Raw genomic sequence first — 16,742 nt, forward strand, 5'->3', positions numbered from 1 at the left:
CTATACGCTTGCTGCATGCCTTTGATTGGGGGCCCGATTACCCATCATCGTCAATGCCTCCCGCACCAGAAGCGACGCATGGGCAAGTGGGCCGCTGGCCATGATGACCTTGTCAGGCCGAATCACCGCCACGTTACCTCGCATACCGTTTTGGCAGAAAGTATTGGTGAGATCTTCCATGAAGTGCTCGGACTGCCCCGGCGGCTGGGAGTGGACACCGATTTGCAGGCACTTGCCTCCAGTGCGTTTCCAGTGGTCGAGCAGGTCGGCATCTAACGTCTGTATGGGATCGACGCCAAAGCCAACAATCAGAAACTGATCGCCCAACACGCTATCGCTGAGCAGAACGCCGCTTTCCGTGCGGACCAGCCCCTGTGGGAGATGAGTGCCTGGCCGTAACGCACGTGTTGCAAACCGTTTTTTGAAGAACCCGTTGTCAAAGCTGTTTGCCGGCTTGATACGCAGCTCCTCGAGGTGGTAACGAAGGGGCGGGACCAGACCGGCGAGCCTCATCGTGCCGTGAATAAGCGCTGCCGAGAGCTTGTTGCGCGGCATCACCAGCTTGCCCATCAGGCGGGCCAGATTGATCATTTTGCGGGCGTGGGGGCGGCGTTCGGTGTCGTAACTTTCCAGCAGTTCGGCTTTGGCATCGCCCCGGAGCACCCAGGCCATTTTCCAGCCAAGGTTGGCTGCATCCCGCAAGCCGGCGACCAGCCCCTGGCCTACAAAGGGCGGCGTGATGTGAGCGGCGTCTCCGGCCAGGAAGATACGCCCTGCCTGAAAGCGCTCGCAACAGCGGGCGTGAAAGCGGTATACCGCCTGTCGTTCGATTTCCAGATCTTCTTCCGGGGGGAGCAACTCCGCGATGCGCTCTGGCGTTTCCATGTCCTCCTTGGCTTCATCTGGGTGCAGCATAAACTCCCAGCGTTCGCGACCGCCGGGCGCCGGCATATGGGGGGCAGGCCGGGAGGAGTCGCAGTTGAACTCAACGTGGTCTATGACCTTACCTTTGCGGCGGTAGGCATCCACAATGAGCCAGTCCTCGCCGTAGGTTTGGCCCTTGAAGTCCTGATTAATCAGGGACCGAACCTTGGAGTGCGCGCCATCCGCGCCCACCAGGTATCGCGCGCGAACCTGGTGAACCTGGTCCTGCCAATCCTTGAGCTCTGCCACTATCCCGTCTGTTTCTGACGTCACTGCGACGAGCTCGAAGCCACCCCGGAAACTGACTTGGGGAAACTCGGCGACTTTTTTGCGCAACGCACGTTCCAGATCTGGCTGATAGAACGTGACCAGTTTGGGGTGGCCATCCAGACTGCCTGCGGTGTTCGCCTTTCCGAACTGGCCAACCACCGGGCAGTTCATCTTCACCTCCGGAATACCAATCTTGGCAAATGCGTTCTCATCCAATCCGGCCATCTGCAGGATACGGAGGGCTTCGTTATCCAGGGCGATGGCTCTGGGCATCATCAGAATATCCGTCACCCGGTCCACCGTTAGGGTCTCCACTCCGTAACGGCCCAACAGAGCGCTCAGCGCGGCGCCGACGGGGCCAAAGCCCACGACCAGAACCTCGACCTCGTGGGGAAGTGTCGACATCTTTTTCGTTGTGTTCATAACTGCTCCGAATTGACCAAGGGAACCTCAATGTCCGAGCATTCTAATCCATAATTGACATAACTCTCAATATTGGGAATACTCTCATAAAAATTGAGTTTGATTTTATAACCATCGCGGATATGCGAGCAGGAGACCCCCCATGAGCGAACTCTTGACGAATCAACCGAGGCGGCATCCGAATCCCACCGTCAAGGCTCAGAAACTGGCTTATTTGCTATTCGAGCGCCCGGATCTTGATCGGGCGGAGCGGTTCCTTACCGATTTCGGCTTGAGGCTGATCGAGCGGGAAGCCGATGCACTGACCTTTCGCGCTGCAGATACATCGCCCTTCTGTTATCGGGTGGAGCGTGGCGACCGGGAGCGGTTTCTGGGGTTCGGTTTGGAGGTAGGCTCGGCAGAGGATCTGCAAAAGCTCTCCAGTCTGCCCGGGGCATCGGCCGTTGAGGACGCGCCGTATTCTGGTGGTGGGCAACGGGTAAAGCTGAAAGATCCCTCCGGCTTTTTAGTGGAGGCGATTCACGGCCAGGCCCTATTGGAGGCGACGCCCCACCGCAATCCGCTCTCGCAGAATGTGGGTGAGCAACTGGCCCGTATCAATGACACTCAACGCCTCCCCATGGCGCCACCACAGATTCTCAAACTGGGGCATGTGGTGCTCGAAGTGGCGGATTTTCAGGACACCTGTGCCTGGTACACGCAGCATTTCGGGTTCATTCCCAGTGACGTCCAGGTGCTTCCGGACGGCTCTCCGGCGGTGGTATTCATGCGCCTGGACCTGGGAGACACACCGGCGGATCACCATACCCTGGCCATGGCCCAGGGTTTCATGCCTGCCTATAGCCACAGTGCCTATGAAGTTGTCGATGCCGATGCCGTTGGTATGGGCCAGCAGCTCCTGCGGGATCATGGCTGGAAGCATGCGTGGGGGATTGGGCGTCACCTCCTCGGCAGCCAGATTTTCGATTACTGGGAAGACGCCTGGGGCGCTAAACACGAGCACTATTGTGACGGCGATGTCTTCACCGCGGAGGAGCCCATGGGTGTTCATCCGGTCAGCCGTGGAGCCATGGCGCAGTGGGGACAGGCTATGCCTGCCAGTTTTACCCGGCCCAAATTTAGTGCCAAAGCTCTCGCCGGCCTGATACGCAGCCTTCGCGGCAGCCCGGATGTGACCGTCCGCAAGCTGCGGACCCTCGCCAAACTTTTCACCTGAACGGAGAACGTTACGCATGAGTTTGAACATCGTCCGCTTCCAGCGGAACAATCGTAGCCAGTGGGGGATACTGATAGGCAGCCAGGTCGTGCCGTTGGAAGTGCCCTGTACCTCAACGGGAGAGCTGATCGAAATGGGTCGGCAGACGCTGAAGACGGCTGCCAGGGACAGCATGGAACGCATCGATGTGGGCGATCTGGAACTGCTGTCCCCCATCACGTCCGAGGCGAAGGTGCTCTGCCAGGGCGCCAACTATCGCCAGCACATGATCGACTCCGGCATGAATCCGGACGACAAGTCGTTCAACATGTTCTTTACCAAGTCCTCGGCTTCCATCACCGGCCCGAACGGGAAGATCATTAAGCCCAAAGCGGTCCGGTTGCTCGACTATGAAGTAGAGCTCACCCTGGTACTGGGTAAACGCACGTCAGGCCCTGAGCAGGTCAACGCAAGCAACCTGCATGACTACGTGGCCGGTATCTGCATCGGTAACGATATTTCCGCCAGGGACATCCAGATTCCACAGATGCAGTTCCACAAGGGCAAGAGCTACCGCACGTTCTGCCCCCTGGGGCCGGTGCTCTGTCTGTTGGAGCCTGAGGAAATAAAGTATCTGGATAACCTGCAACTGGAACTCCGCGTTAACGATGGAATCAGACAGCGGGACAACACCGGCAACCTGGTGTTCAAGCCCGCCGAGACCCTCACCGAATATTCTCAGATTCACGATTTCGATCCGGGCGATGTGCTCATGACCGGCACCCCCTCAGGCTGTGCCCTGGGGTTGCCGTCGCCCCTGTTGGTGAAGGTGGCGGGCCTTCTGCCGGAAGCCAGGAAATGGGCCATTTTCCTCAAGGGGCAGAGCCGTCGGCCCCAATATCTCAAGGCCGGTGACCGCATCGACGCGCGCATCGCCAGCCCGGATGGTCGCATCGATCTCGGTCATCAAAGCCATATCGTGGTCGATGAGGTGTGATGATGAACTCAGGTATAGCCAGTTATCAGGATGTACTCACAGTGGAACAGTCGGGAAGGCCGGCTGATTTTCCTTCGAATACCTATGAGTTGATCAAACGGCGGGCAGAGCGTAGCCCCGATGCGCCGGCGCTTTCGTTCTTTCTTCAGGCCAGCGAGCACAAGCGCCCCGAAACCTGGAGCTATGCGCAATTGCTGGGCCGGATCAATCAGACGGCCAACCTGTTCCACAGCCTTGGGGCCGAAAGGCAAACGGTCATCGCCTACATCCTGCCCAATTTGCCAGAGACCCACTGGGTGCTGTGGGGCGGCCAGGCAACCGGTATTGTCTGTGCCATCAATCCGCTGCTCGAGCCCTCGGCCATGGCCGAGCTCCTTAATGCCTCCGGTGCGAGTATCCTGGTGACTCTGGCACCTTTCCCAGGTACCGATCTCTGGCCCAAGGTCTGCAAGGCCATGGAGCAGGTGCCCAAGTTGCGGGAGCTGGTGCTGGTGAATCTCGCTGATCACACTCGGGGCTTGAAGCGTCCCGTTGCCCGTCTCCTGCATAAACGGGAAGCTTTCCGCCTGCATGGTTTCGACGGTATCGGAGGCAGCGTCGATAACCGCGTACGGATTCACGATCTCACCCAGGCCATCAAACCCATGCCGACCAATTTCCTCAACAGCCGGCGGCGGATCGATCCCGATGATATCTCGTCCTACTTTTGCACTGGAGGCACCACCGGCACGCCGAAACTGGCCATGCGTCGGCACCGCAATGAAGTGGCCAATGCCTGGAGTGTGGCCCAGTTTTTCGGGGACAACCTGGGCCAGGGCAAGGTCATCTTTTGCGGACTTCCGATGTTCCATGTCAACGCTGTGCTGGTAACGGGGCTGATTCCGTTTTCTCAAGGCGCCCATGTCATCCTTGGAACCCCACAAGGTTACCGGGGGCCGGGGGTGGTGAACCGATTCTGGGAGATGGTGGAGCACCACGGGATCAACTTTTTAAGTGGTGTGCCGACCCTGTACTCCACGTTGTTGCAGCTGCCCATCGGCGAGCACCGTCTGGACAGTCTCGAATACGGTCTCTGTGGCGCCGCTCCTTTACCGGCGGAAGTGATGCGTAATTTTCAGGCGCGCACTGGTGTCAGGATTCTGGAGGGCTATGGTCTGACCGAAGGCACCTGTGTCAGCACCTGCAACCCACCCGAAGGCGAACGTCGACCCGGGTCGATCGGTTTGCGCATTCCGGGTCAGGCGATGAAAGCGGTGGTGCTGGATGAGCAGGGCCATTACGAGCGGGATTGTGTCATCGGTGAGGTTGGGGTGCTGCTGATTTCCGGCCCGAACGTGTTTGCCGGTTATAAATTGAGCCCACAGAATCGCGGTCTTTGGGTGGACTGTGGAGACGATCAGTGCTGGTTGAATACCGGGGATCTGGGACGACAGGACACCGAGGGTTATTTCTGGCTCACCGGCCGCAAGAAAGAACTGATCATCCGCGGCGGGCACAACATCGATCCGGCTAGCATCGAAGAGCCCTTGCACCGTCATCCGTCGGTTCTGGCTGCCGCAGCCGTGGGGCGGCCGGATGCCTACGCCGGGGAGCTGCCGGTGGCCTATGTTCAGATTAAGGAAGGTGAACAGGTCTCTGAATCCGAACTAAAAGACTTCCTGGCGCAGGAAATCTCTGAAAGGGCTGCTTGGCCCAGGTATGTGAGAATCATCGAAGAGCTGCCGCTGACCGGTGTGGGTAAAATTTTCAAACCGGAACTCAAGCAACGTGAAATCAGGGATTCCCTGGAAACTGCACTCAAGGAGGCCGGCCTGGAGACGGTTCGCCTCCACGTCGAGCGTGATCCCACCCACGGTGTTGTCATTAGGGTGAATGCCGGGGATGTAACGGCCGAAGCCAGCATCCAGCGAGTGTTAGGGCGTTTCCCCTTTCAATTCACCATCGAAGTACCGACCGCCGCCTTGGCGTAACCATGACGAGTATTAAGATGAACGTCTTTGCGATCAACGACTACGCCTCCGGCGCCCTCCAGGTGATGAAACAACCGCTGCCGCCGCCCCCGGAAACGGGGCAGGTGCAGTTGGCGCTGCGGGGCACCTCGATCAATCCCATCGATCAGCTGATCGCAAAGGGCTACGGCGCTCCTCTATTCAACGGACGGAACCGATTTCCTCAGGTGCTCGGTCGTGATGGAGTCGCCGAGGTGCTCGCCATCGGCCGCGGCGTAACCGACCTGAAGCCCGGGCAGCGCGTGTTGGTGGCGGTTTCGCCGAAAACGGGTGGCACCTATGCCGAGGTCTTCAATGTACCGCGGCGTTGTGTTGCGCCTATTGCGGATAGCCTGCCTGATCAGGTGGCTGCCGGCCTGGGGTATGCGGGGCTGACGGCACTGCAGGCGCTGGACGCCCTCGGGCTGTCACCGGGGACGTCCTTTGGGAAGCGGCTTTGTATCAATGGCGCCAGTGGAGGTGTCGGATCGATCGCGCTCGTGCTCGCCTCCCGCTGGGGTGCCGACATCACCGCCGTGGCCTCCCGAAAGAACCATGCCTGGTTACAAACCATCGCAGACTGCCAAGTGATCGATTACCGGGACCCAGAGGCCGTAGGTTCCATATCCAGTGATCTCATACTGAATCTTGCTTCGCCAGCCGAAGAGTTCGATCGTTGCAGTGATCCGTTACTGGCGGCATTGAGAGCCCGTTCGGCAAAGGACCAGTGCTACGCCACCACCGTCACTCCGATCCTGCCCTATATCACGAGCAAGGGCATCGTGGGCGGGTTGGTCGCCAGTGGCAAGACTTACCTGCAAAGACGGCTGAGGCTCAAGTTTAAAGGGATTGACTACCACTGGGTGATGTTTCGGGAAAACCCGGAACACCTGGCTTTCCTTGCAGACGTGTTTGCCGAGTCCCAGTCGGCATCACCAGTAGGAGCGAGATCTTCATTGCGCGACCTTCCGAGTTCTTTCAGCGATCCAGGCCGTGATAGCGCGCCGGGCAAAATGGTCTTTCTGGCTGAGGACTAATGGATACCATTCTCCTCTGGTGCCTGCTTAGCCCCAGATGCCCAGCATCGCCCCGGCGCTTGCCTAACCTGTTAAGGGCTTTCAATCGCGATGTTAATGTGGGTTACCATGTTTTTTGTGGTGATTGACCGGTACTGCAGCAAGCTTGCCTGAGATTTTCTTGCAGCTGGCTTCGAGTGTATCGCCCTTGGGAGTTTCAAAGCTGACAGAATCGCCCTCTTTGTGTCCCTTGCATGCTTCCAGCGCCGCCTCCGGTGGTTTGTGATGTGTACCGGGCTTTGGCGGATGTGCTGCAGCGGTCGTTCCCAGTGATGCAGCGCCCAAGGCTGCATAAAGCGCAACGGCGGCCATCATCTTCATGTTCATCTTCTGTTACCTCGTACTGATTGCCAATGTGTCTTTGGGGCCGGCTAGATTCCGACCGCTGATGACTATCCTGAAGGACAGATGTGCAGACATTGTTCAAACAATGTGGAAACATTCGACGAATCCAGAAAGCTGGCCCAAGCATCTGATTCGGGCGTGCAAATTACTTGCACATTCGCCGTTTAAACTGGCCGGCATACTGAAACGCTGAGAAGACGGAAGCGGGAAAACGCAATGCAATTACAGATTCGGCATAAGCTTTTTCTGGTGATACTTCTGGCCAACCTTGTGCTGGCGATAGCGTTATCTGTGGCGGTGAGCTGGAATTTTAGCCGTAGTTTTCAGGACTACATTCGCGCCGACCAGGCAGAGGAGGTGCAGCCGCTTCTACTGGGGCTGGCGGAAGCTTATCGCCAGTATGGTGGTCAGTGGAACTGGCTGACAGATGACCAGCGCCAGTGGCAACAACTCCTGCAACAGTACTTGGGCCAGCAAAAGATACCTGGAGAGGCTGCAGACCAATCTCCCTCGGTGGACCGGCAGCGTGGAGTCATTCCTCGTCCGCCACGGCGCCACCCCATGGCCAGGCACCTGTTGCTTCGTGATGCACAGAATCAGCAGATAATTGCCCCGCCATCACTGGCATCGCAAGAACCGGTCCCGGCGGTTCAATGGCTTCCCATCGAATCTGACGGAGAGCGGGTGGGAGATCTGGGAGTCATACACCCAAGGGAACTGGCCCGGCAGATGGATCGACTGTTCGTGCAGCACCTGCTGAGGCAGTCGGCCTGGATTGTTCTGGGTGTGCTGTTGGTATCGGCTTGCCTGGCTTTCCCTTTTTCCCGACGCCTCGTGCGTCCAGTGACTCGCTTGCAGCAGTCGATGCAGCGTCTGGCTGGGGGGCATCTGGAGAAATTAACGCCGCTGCCCGTCACGACGGGGGATGAGCTGGGCCAGCTTGCTCATGCCTTCAATTTGCTTGCGGAGACACTGAAGGAAAACCTTCGTGCGCGGCAACAATGGGTGGCCGATATTTCTCATGAGCTGCGCACGCCAGTCGCAATTTTGAAGGGTGAATTGGAGGCTCTGATCGATGGGGTTCGGCCGCTCGAGCCGGCTGCTCTGGATTCACTTCAGGCCGAGGTAGAAAGGCTTACTCGCCTGATCAACGATCTCAACGAGCTGTCATTGGCGGACCAGGGCGCGCTCAGCTACCAGCGGGAGCCGATTTCCCTGATCAACTTGCTGACCGATTTCTTCGACGATAGCCGGGCCCAGCTTGAAGAAAAAGGTATCGACCTGGAATTCGAGCCGCCTGTAACGGACCGGGAACTGATCGTGTTTGCGGATGAGTCACGGTTGGTGCAGCTGTTTCGCAATCTATTGAGTAATACACTGCGTTACACCGAGGCGGGCGGCCGCCTGCGCGTTACAGTGACACGAAAGGGGCAAGCCTTGACCCTGCGCTGGGATGACAGCGCGCCGGGAGTGAGTGGGCCGAATCTGGATCGGCTTTTTGAACGGCTTTATCGAACGGATGATGCTCGTGATCGGGTGAGTGGCGGCTCTGGGTTGGGGCTGGCGATTTGCCGTTCGATTGCCGAGGCCCATCAGGGTCGAATAGAAGCCTCACACAGCGAGCTGGGTGGATTGGCCGTGGTGGTGCAGTTGCCGTTGTATCGCTAGACCTGTGCTAAGGAAATAAGATGAATGCCCCGATTCTGATCGTCGAAGACGAAGTCAAGCTGGCTGAATTGATGCGAGACTACCTCAATCAGGTCGGCTACGAAGTGGCCATTTTGCACCGTGGTGATGAGGTGTTGCCCTGGCTCGAATCCAATCAGGCGAGATTGATGCTGCTCGATCTGATGTTGCCGGGACTGGACGGGCTGAGCGTCTGTAGGCAAGTGCTGCGCCGCTCGAACCTGCCGATCATCATGGTGACAGCACGTGTGGAAGAAGTAGATCGGCTGTTAGGACTGGAGCTTGGAGCCGATGACTACATCTGTAAGCCGTTCAGTCCGCGTGAAGTCTGTGCTCGCGTGAACGCTGTATTACGACGCCTGGAAAACCCTGTGGAGTCACCCACGCAGGATAAGCTGGAGATTGATGAGGGCAAGCATGAGGTACGTGCTGGCGGGCAGAGCCTGGAACTGACGGCTGTCGAATTCCGCTTGCTGGCGACGATGGCAAGGCGGCCGGGGCAAGTGTTCTCGCGCAACCAGCTGATGGATACCATCTACACAGATCAGCGCCATGTCAGCGAACGGACGATTGATAGCCACATCAAAAAACTGCGCAAGAAACTGGAGCAACTGCCACTGACTGAAAATCCCATTCGCTCGATTTATGGCGTTGGGTATAAGTTTGACTGATCTGATCCTGCGGCGATTTCCACAGTCTTTGCACATTGTTTGAAATATGGGTCGATAGCCTGGGGGTGTATGACAATCGACCCACAGGAGTCACTCATGACACCCCCAAGAATTACTCAGAATTTTGCCCTCATATTGCTTGCAGGTTCGCTCACCGCTTGTGGTGGCGGTTCTGGTTCAAGTTCTGACAATAGTGAAACCATTGATGACCTGGCCATTACCTTCGACTCGACGCCGGAAGAGAGCACGGACTTGCGCTATGCGCAGTTTGAGTTCAGTGCGTCAAACGCTGCAGGGTATGAATGTGCACTCAATAATGAGGGCTTTGAGACATGCCAGTCGCCGCACTTTGAAGAGTCTATAAGTACCGGCAACAATCAATTGAGCGTGCGAGCGATCGCCGAGGATGGGGCGCATGGCGATGTTGAGACCATCCAATGGAACGTGCTGGATGTGGTTATCTCCGGACACGACGATCTGGTCGCCACGAATGTGTCCCCCAGCCCTGTTGCGGAAAACAGCTGGCGGGGCATCTTCAGAATCAACTGCGATTTTTCCCATAGCAGTTACGACGATCCCATTGTTTTCCCCGATCAGAATGATGCCGCTCATCTGCACCGGTTCTATGGCAACACTGAGGTCGACGAGAGCACGACCATGGCATCGCTGTACACAACAGGAGAGTCCAGCTGCCAGGGCAATCTGCTGAATCTGTCGTCCTACTGGGTGCCGGCTCTTCTGGCACCGGTCTATGACCAGATCACCGGCAATCGGGAGCTGGATGAAAATGGTGATCCCGCCTGGCAAGTGGTTCCGGCTGTCGTGGGCAACGATGATGAGGCGCATGAGGTGTTCTACTATTCAGCCGGTGTGGATGATCTGGAGGCAATTCAGCCAATCCCTCCGGGACTTCGCATGATTGCCGGCGACAGCAGCACCCAGCCCGGCGAGGAGCAGGACACCGCCATCGCGCGCTGGCACTGCCAAACGTGGGAGTCTGACGACGCCACCAATCCTCAATTCAGTGCCACTATTCCCGAATGTCAGGAGCCGGACCGCGTGCGCATGGATCTCTTCTTTCCCAGCTGTTGGGACGGTGAAAATCTGGATTCTGCCGATCACCGCAGCCACATGGCCTACCCCATAAACGACGGTGGGCCGGAGGGCACCCATTGCCCCGACTCACATCCTGTTCCTCTGGTTCGGGTTAGCTATCATTACGCATTTGGCGTTCTGCCTGAATACACGCACCCTTACGAGAAAAGCAGCCAGGGCTGGCGTTTGGCTGCAGATATGTATGAAGTGACCGAGGAGCAGGCAGGCGGCCTGTCACTGCATGGTGACTGGTTCAACGCATGGCACCCCTCGGTGATGGAAACCATTCTGGAAAACTGCATTCAGCAGGGGCTGGATTGCCACGACGGCAACCTCGCCAACGGTCTTCGCTTGTCTGGCACGCGGGAGGGAACGCAGGAAGAGCCAGCAATTATGAATGGTGGCATGGGTTACTAAGCCTCAACCCTGCCAGATGCCTACCATCGCACCGGCGCCCAGAACCAGGGCGCCGCCCACCTCCCCAATGATCAGTAACAGCATCGAAAAGCCGGTTATCCACGGCGGCAGAGTCCGTTTACCCAGTCGATGGGGGCGGCGCAGCTGGTTGTCTGTGTCCTGCAGCAGGCCGTGGATGATGTAGGTGCTGATGGCGAACGCGAAAAATGCCAGCGCGGCCAGGGCCGCGGTGACATTGACCCACTCCGGGAACACGCTGTGGGCACTGAACGCGGCTAACAGAAGCGCGGCGAAGCTGTAGAGCAGGGAGCTTCGGTGGGCGATGTCCACATAGGTGGGCGAAGTGGCGTCCGCGCTTCGGGCCATGTGGCGGTACTTCCAAATGCCGGTCAGCAGCCCGGTCATGAAAAACAGCAGTGCTGCCGACAGACAGATCTTTTCCGCGAGAGACATCATTCACTCCTTGCTTGTGCGTTAGAACCGGTAGTGCCCCGCCAGGATTCCCTCGTGGATTTCATGAGTTAGCCGCACGTAGGTGTCGGTTTTGGGGAGCCAGACGTAAACCGGGTCTTCGACCTGATAGATATCGAAGCCCGCTTGTTTCAGCGGCGCCTTTTTGTGTTTGAAGGTGCCGGTTTTTTCCACATCGTCGCTGATTCGCAGGAAGACGGGGACGGCGTAGTGCGGCAGGTCACGGCGCAGTTCCGCAAGCAGGCGCCGGAAGTCGAAGTGGGCGATGTCGCAGTCCAGGCGCACGGACGCCATGCCGGCCCGGCCGTTGGTGTTGGGAATTTCCACGCCGTACACCACCGTCTCGCTGACGTGTGCACACCCGTCTGCGATCCGTTCTACTTCGGTGGTTGATACATTCTCGCCCTTCCAGCGGAAGGTGTCTCCCAGCCGGTCCACGAACTGAGCGTGCTTGAACCCGATGTCGCGCATCAGGTCGCCGCTGTCGAACCAGGCATCGCCCTTCTCGAATACGTCGGTCAGGATGCTTTTGCGGGTTTTCTCCGCGTCGGTATATCCGTGGAAGGGGGTCTTGTCGGTGATCTCACCGATCAGCAGGCCGGCTTCGCCTTTGCGCACGCGAATCATGCGGCCGTTGCGGTCGCGGACGGGCGTTTCGTTTTCCTGGTCGTATCGGACGATGGCGTAGGGGAAGGGGCACATGCCTACGGTGTTGTCGAAATTGAGCAGGTTGGTGAAGCCGATATTCCCCTCACTGGAGGCATAGAACTCCATGACCCGTGGAATCCCGAAGCGTTCCTTGAATGCTTTCCAGATGGTGGGGCGCAAGCCATTGCCGACAATCACCCGCACCTGGTTGTCGCTGTCGTTGGGGGACGATGGCTGGTCCATCAGATAGCGGCAGAGCTCGCCAACGTAGCCGAAGGCTGTGGCGCGGTGGTCGCGGATGTCCTGCCAGAATCTGCTCGCGCTGAAACGCCGCGCGATGATCAGGCCCGCATTGCCCGCCAGTACGGAGCCCCAGCACACAGCCAGTGCCGTGGCGTGATAAAACGGCATACAGACGTACAGGCGGTCCTGACTGTTCAGCCTGACGGCGGCAAAGCCGAAGGAGCCATAGGCCTTCATAAAACGGCCGTGGTTGAATACCACCGCCTTGGGCATACCGGTGGTGCCCGACGTGTAGATGTAGAAACAGGGATCGTCAGGGAAGATCGCGTCGACGGTTTCCGGGGTGGCATCGGACGCTCGGCGGGCCAGCTTCATCAGATTGTGCCACCCTTCCGGTGCGCTTGTTGGCTGGGTCAGGCAGTCACTGTCGGCGACGAAATAGCGGTCGTCGTCGGTCAGCGAGAGCGTTGATTCCACATCCCGGTACGCCTCGATCAGTTCCTGCCCGACGATCGCCATTTTCGGTTTCACCAGGTTGATGCTGTGGGACAGCACCTTACCCCGCTGAGAGGTGTTGACCAGGGCGCTGACGGCGCCGATCTTGGCGCATCCGGTGATCACCGCAAGGAGTTCGGGACGGTTCTCGATCATGACGGCCACGGCATCCCCTTTACCGATACCGGCCGATTGCAGGCAATGGGCAATGCGGTTGGTCCATACGTCAAACTCGCGGTAGCTGATCTCGCGGTCCTCAAAGGCGATGGCGGTACCGTCGGGGTTGGCCTGCGCGCAGCTTTGCACACACATACCGAGCCCGACCGGTTTGGTGTTGTCGGTGGTGTCGCCCACTTTGAGACCCTTGATCAGCCCCGGCACGCCGGAAACCAGCTTGGGGATTCTGGCTGCGAATTGGGGGAAGGTGATAACGTCCTGTCCGCTCATGACTGGCACTCCGTTTTGCTGTTGTTCTTCATTGATGATCGGCATTCAATAATAGGGGTTTGGGAACGATGCGGTAATGGTATGCTGTCGCTATTAACTGGCAATTTGTCTCATGAGGAATCTCGGAGCGAACAATGGGAACCAGGTCACGCCCCACAGTCTCTTCGGCGCTCGTGCTGGACCTCTACGACGGCCTGGCCGAGCAGGGATTTGCGTTCCCATCGGACCTTGAGGCTATTGGGGTCACCCGTGATGCCTTACTCGATGCCGACTACCGGCCGCCAGCGATCTACGTCGAGACGCTGTGGCAGTTGGCGCACCAACGCCGGGCCCCGGATCATATCGGCCTGCTGGTCGGCGGGCGCATGCACGACGGGGCCAAGGGTGTGCTGTCCAATCTTGCCCTGACCACGGCGACCTTGCGTGAGGCTATTCTGTTATTCTTGGAATACCTTCCGGTGATGAGCGAGATCGAGACCATCGAGGCGGAAAGCGATGCCCGCGGCCTGCGGTTGGTGTATGGCTACCGGGACGCGGCTCACTATCACCAGGCTGCCATTAGTCGCAGCATGAGTGCCGGCGTCACTTGGGCAAGCTACCTGACCGGCACTGAGGTGCGCCCGGTGAAGACGGGTTTTCGCCAGCGCGCGGTGGCTAATCCCGACCGTTACCGCGCCATGTTTGGCGACGGCTGTGTGTTTGGGGCCGAGGCAGATTATCTTGTGGTTTCCCATGAAGACCTGGCGCGGCCGGTGCTCTCGTCCAATCAGCTGGTCAAAAAGATCCTGCTGGAAAAGGCGGAGAGCATTCGCGAGACCCTGAACCGGAATGGCTGTGTGTCACAGGCGGTGGAAGCGGTGATCGAAGACAACCTGCATCGCGGCGTGGTGACCTCCGCCTTCGTGGCCGCACAACTCGACATGAGCAGGCAAACCATGCATCGGAAGCTGTCTGCGGAGGGGCTCAATTTCACCACCCTGATGTCCCGGGTTCGTCAGGCGAAGGCTCGGTATTACCTGCAAAACAAACGCTGCAACGTGGATGAACTCAGCGTGCTCCTCGGTTACAGTGAGCCGAGCGCGTTTTACAAGGCCTTCAAGAGTTGGTTCGACACAACCCCCCGGCGATTTTCATCCGCTTGAAAGGCCGCCCCCTGCGAGAATCTGCAAAGGGAGATGATGTCATGCACCTACCTGGCCAAATGGTCCTACTGCGGTGATGACGATTGGCGCGGCAATTGGCAGCGGGCGGAACGAATCCTGTGACCAGAGCTTGCAAGGCGGTTGTGTAAAACCGAGACAGATTCAGTCGCCTTTTTTGAATTTTGCTTTGCAATTGCCGCTCATGCACATGGTGCAGTAGTGCTCACGGTCTTCGTGTTCAGCGCCCTCGGCGATAAACACGCCGCAGCCGTTGCAAAGAAGGATGGTGACGTCTTTCTCGATTTTTACGATTGCATGCTTGTAGTCCATCAGTCGCTCCTTCTTAAGATCTCGTTTTGACTGGGCCGCCAACTCTATTGGCAGTAGTTTTGCGTCCCACATAGTGTAACGTTAGTTGATGTCGACTGGATCAGGGGAACGATAGTTGATGAATCCATGGTTTGTTTGTTGGGCGTTGGTTTTTGGGGTTGTGTTGATCTGGTCGGGCATTGAGCCGAAAGATCAGATGACCTGGTTCCTGGAAGTATCGCCGGGCATCATCGGCGGCATTCTTCTGCTGGTCACTTATAAGCGATTCCCGCTTACACCTTTGCTTTACACATTGATACTGGCCCACTGCGTGATTCTATTCGTGGGTGGGCACTACACCTACGCCGAAGTGCCGCTTTTCGACGGCCTGTTCGGCAGCGAGCGAAACAATTACGACAAACTGGGGCATTTTTTCCAGGGTTTGGTGCCGGCATTGATCGCACGGGAAATTCTGTTGCGGCGTGAAGTGGTGCGTCCCGGTGGCTGGCTAGTGTTGTTTGTGGTGTCCGTCGCGCTGGCCTTCAGTGCTTTCTATGAGCTGATCGAATGGTGGGTGGCGCTGTTGTCGGACGAGGCAGCGGACGCGTTCCTGGGAACTCAGGGGTACGTCTGGGATACCCAGTCTGACATGTTTTTCGCGTTGATCGGTGCGCTATGTACGGTGGTATTCCTGTCCCGTTGGCACGACGCGCAACTTACAAAACGAGGATTATCCCGCCCGTGATAACCCCAAACAGCAACACCAAAAAAAGGATGGCCCGCCAGGGGAACGGTGGCTTTGGCGGCTCCACCGTCAGTTGCGCTTCCAGGTATTCCCGCAGCATCTGGGTGTTTCGTGTGTTGGCTTTGTAGGCGGCGTCGAAGACATCGCCGAACACGGGTAACAAACCACCCAGAAAATCGATACCCACGTTGCGCAGCATGCGTAATTTTAAGCCTCTGCTGGCGCCCGCCCGCTGTGCTTCGACCAGCACGTAGCCAGACATCAAAAGGCCGGCTGCATCTCCCACCACCGGCAACAGGCCGATAACGGCATCGGCGCCAATGCTGAACCGGGTGAAGGGGATGGGGATACTGCTGTCGGTAAAGCGGCTAAATCTTTCCAGCCGTTTGAGTACGGCGCGTTGCTTGGCTTCCGTTGGCTGCTGCATGAAATAGTAGGTTCTCTCGGCCACTGGAAAGTGGGCGTTAAAGTAACAGGGGCGGATGCCCTATAATGCCAATATTGTCATCATCTCAGAGATTGTTATGCCCATCCAAAAAAACCAGGTTGTCCAATTTCACTACAGCGTCCGCGACGAACAGAACGATGAAGTAGAAAACTCCCGTGGCGGCGAACCGAACGCCTATCTGCATGGTCACGGTGGCATCATTAAAGGGCTGGAAGAAGCCCTGGAAGGTCGCGAGGCTGGCGATACGTTCAGTGTGACAATCACGCCGGACAAGGCCTACGGTCCGCGCAAGCCTGACGCCATTCAGCGGGTGCCAATCAAGCATCTGATGGGCGCCAAGCGGTGGAAGCCGGGCATGATTGCTCAGGTGAAAACCGAACACGGCCCACGCCATGTATTGGTCGCCAAGGTCGGCCACAAGTTTGCCGATGTGGACACCAATCATCCGATGGCGGGCAAAACTCTGACGTTCGACATCGAGGTTATCGACGTTCGCGATGCGGATGCTGAAGAGATCTCGCACGGCCACGCTCACGGGCCGGGCGGGCATCACTGACGGCACGAACACCCAGGCCGTCAGCAAGGCCCTCCCTGAGACCCTTTCGGCTGGGTCTAGTTTCGAGCCGCCAGGTTCTGAGTCCGTTCAATCGGGCGACGCTCCGTTTGCGGGGCTATCTGCAACAGTCGACGTTGTCAGCCGAGGTGCC

At 57.9% G+C, this 16,742-nt stretch carries 16 protein-coding genes; 10 read left to right on the forward strand and 6 right to left on the reverse strand.

Features of this window, described 5'->3' with window-relative positions:
* Positions 1–1,617, reverse strand: a complete 1,617-nt coding sequence (locus tag QLQ17_RS05200) for a bifunctional 3-(3-hydroxy-phenyl)propionate/3-hydroxycinnamic acid hydroxylase (RefSeq protein ID WP_283208478.1) — start codon at positions 1,615–1,617, stop codon at positions 1–3.
* Between the two features lie 142 nt (positions 1,618–1,759).
* Here QLQ17_RS05200 and QLQ17_RS05205 point away from each other — a divergent pair, with 142 nt between their 5' ends.
* From QLQ17_RS05205 to QLQ17_RS05220, 4 genes are read left to right on the forward strand one after another with little or no spacing between them, the layout of a single operon-like run.
* Entirely contained in the window at positions 1,760–2,833 is a 1,074-nt protein-coding gene (locus QLQ17_RS05205; RefSeq protein WP_283208479.1) for a VOC family protein, read from the forward strand.
* Between the two features lie 16 nt (positions 2,834–2,849).
* Positions 2,850–3,809, forward strand: a complete 960-nt coding sequence (locus QLQ17_RS05210; protein ID WP_283208480.1) for a fumarylacetoacetate hydrolase family protein — start codon at positions 2,850–2,852, stop codon at positions 3,807–3,809.
* The gene (locus QLQ17_RS05215) at positions 3,809–5,779 is read left to right on the forward strand and encodes an acyl-CoA synthetase (RefSeq protein WP_283208481.1); all 1,971 of its coding nucleotides are present in this window, start codon (positions 3,809–3,811) and stop codon (positions 5,777–5,779) included. The genes QLQ17_RS05210 and QLQ17_RS05215 overlap by 1 nt, the downstream gene beginning before the upstream one ends.
* Before the next feature lie 2 nt (positions 5,780–5,781).
* Positions 5,782–6,834, forward strand: coding sequence for an alcohol dehydrogenase catalytic domain-containing protein (locus tag QLQ17_RS05220; protein ID WP_283208482.1), 1,053 nt, complete (start codon positions 5,782–5,784; stop codon positions 6,832–6,834).
* 93 nt (positions 6,835–6,927) lie between these two features.
* Here the strand turns inward: QLQ17_RS05220 and QLQ17_RS05225 are convergent, their stop codons facing one another.
* A complete protein-coding gene (locus QLQ17_RS05225; RefSeq protein WP_283208483.1) occupies positions 6,928–7,200 on the reverse strand; it encodes a hypothetical protein in 273 nt (90 codons plus the stop codon).
* A 234-nt stretch (positions 7,201–7,434) separates the two neighbouring features.
* Here QLQ17_RS05225 and QLQ17_RS05230 point away from each other — a divergent pair, with 234 nt between their 5' ends.
* The 3 genes from QLQ17_RS05230 (at position 7,435) to QLQ17_RS05240 (ending at position 11,087) form a co-directional block, all read left to right on the forward strand.
* Positions 7,435–8,886, forward strand: coding sequence for an ATP-binding protein (locus QLQ17_RS05230; RefSeq protein WP_283208484.1), 1,452 nt, complete (start codon positions 7,435–7,437; stop codon positions 8,884–8,886).
* 20 nt (positions 8,887–8,906) lie between these two features.
* Complete coding sequence (locus QLQ17_RS05235) at positions 8,907–9,575, forward strand: response regulator (protein WP_283208485.1); 669 nt, start codon at positions 8,907–8,909, stop codon at positions 9,573–9,575.
* 96 nt (positions 9,576–9,671) lie between these two features.
* Complete coding sequence (locus QLQ17_RS05240) at positions 9,672–11,087, forward strand: DUF1996 domain-containing protein (RefSeq protein WP_283208486.1); 1,416 nt, start codon at positions 9,672–9,674, stop codon at positions 11,085–11,087.
* Between the two features lie 3 nt (positions 11,088–11,090).
* Here the strand turns inward: QLQ17_RS05240 and QLQ17_RS05245 are convergent, their stop codons facing one another.
* Complete coding sequence (locus QLQ17_RS05245) at positions 11,091–11,540, reverse strand: hypothetical protein (protein WP_283208487.1); 450 nt, start codon at positions 11,538–11,540, stop codon at positions 11,091–11,093.
* Between the two features lie 21 nt (positions 11,541–11,561).
* A complete protein-coding gene (locus QLQ17_RS05250; protein ID WP_283208488.1) occupies positions 11,562–13,391 on the reverse strand; it encodes a long-chain-acyl-CoA synthetase in 1,830 nt (609 codons plus the stop codon).
* Positions 13,392–13,525: 134 nt separating this feature from the next.
* Here QLQ17_RS05250 and QLQ17_RS05255 point away from each other — a divergent pair, with 134 nt between their 5' ends.
* A complete protein-coding gene (locus QLQ17_RS05255; protein WP_283208489.1) occupies positions 13,526–14,533 on the forward strand; it encodes an AraC family transcriptional regulator in 1,008 nt (335 codons plus the stop codon).
* 162 nt (positions 14,534–14,695) lie between these two features.
* On the opposite strand, the gene QLQ17_RS05260 is transcribed toward QLQ17_RS05255, so the two are convergent.
* Positions 14,696–14,863, reverse strand: a complete 168-nt coding sequence (locus QLQ17_RS05260; RefSeq protein WP_283208490.1) for a hypothetical protein — start codon at positions 14,861–14,863, stop codon at positions 14,696–14,698.
* Positions 14,864–14,981: 118 nt separating this feature from the next.
* Between QLQ17_RS05260 and QLQ17_RS05265 the strand changes: the two genes are divergently transcribed.
* Positions 14,982–15,587, forward strand: a complete 606-nt coding sequence (locus tag QLQ17_RS05265; RefSeq protein ID WP_283208491.1) for a DUF2238 domain-containing protein — start codon at positions 14,982–14,984, stop codon at positions 15,585–15,587.
* Here the strand turns inward: QLQ17_RS05265 and QLQ17_RS05270 are convergent.
* Positions 15,559–16,014, reverse strand: coding sequence for a DUF4112 domain-containing protein (locus tag QLQ17_RS05270; protein ID WP_283208492.1), 456 nt, complete (start codon positions 16,012–16,014; stop codon positions 15,559–15,561). The two genes, QLQ17_RS05265 and QLQ17_RS05270, sit on opposite strands and share 29 nt — an antisense overlap.
* Before the next feature lie 97 nt (positions 16,015–16,111).
* Between QLQ17_RS05270 and QLQ17_RS05275 the strand changes: the two genes are divergently transcribed.
* Positions 16,112–16,591, forward strand: a complete 480-nt coding sequence (locus tag QLQ17_RS05275) for an FKBP-type peptidyl-prolyl cis-trans isomerase (RefSeq protein WP_283208493.1) — start codon at positions 16,112–16,114, stop codon at positions 16,589–16,591.
* Positions 16,592–16,742: the final 151 nt, after the last annotated feature.

It is taken from the genome of Marinobacter sp. CHS3-4, from assembly GCF_030053415.1.
Taxonomy (GTDB): domain Bacteria; phylum Pseudomonadota; class Gammaproteobacteria; order Pseudomonadales; family Oleiphilaceae; genus Marinobacter.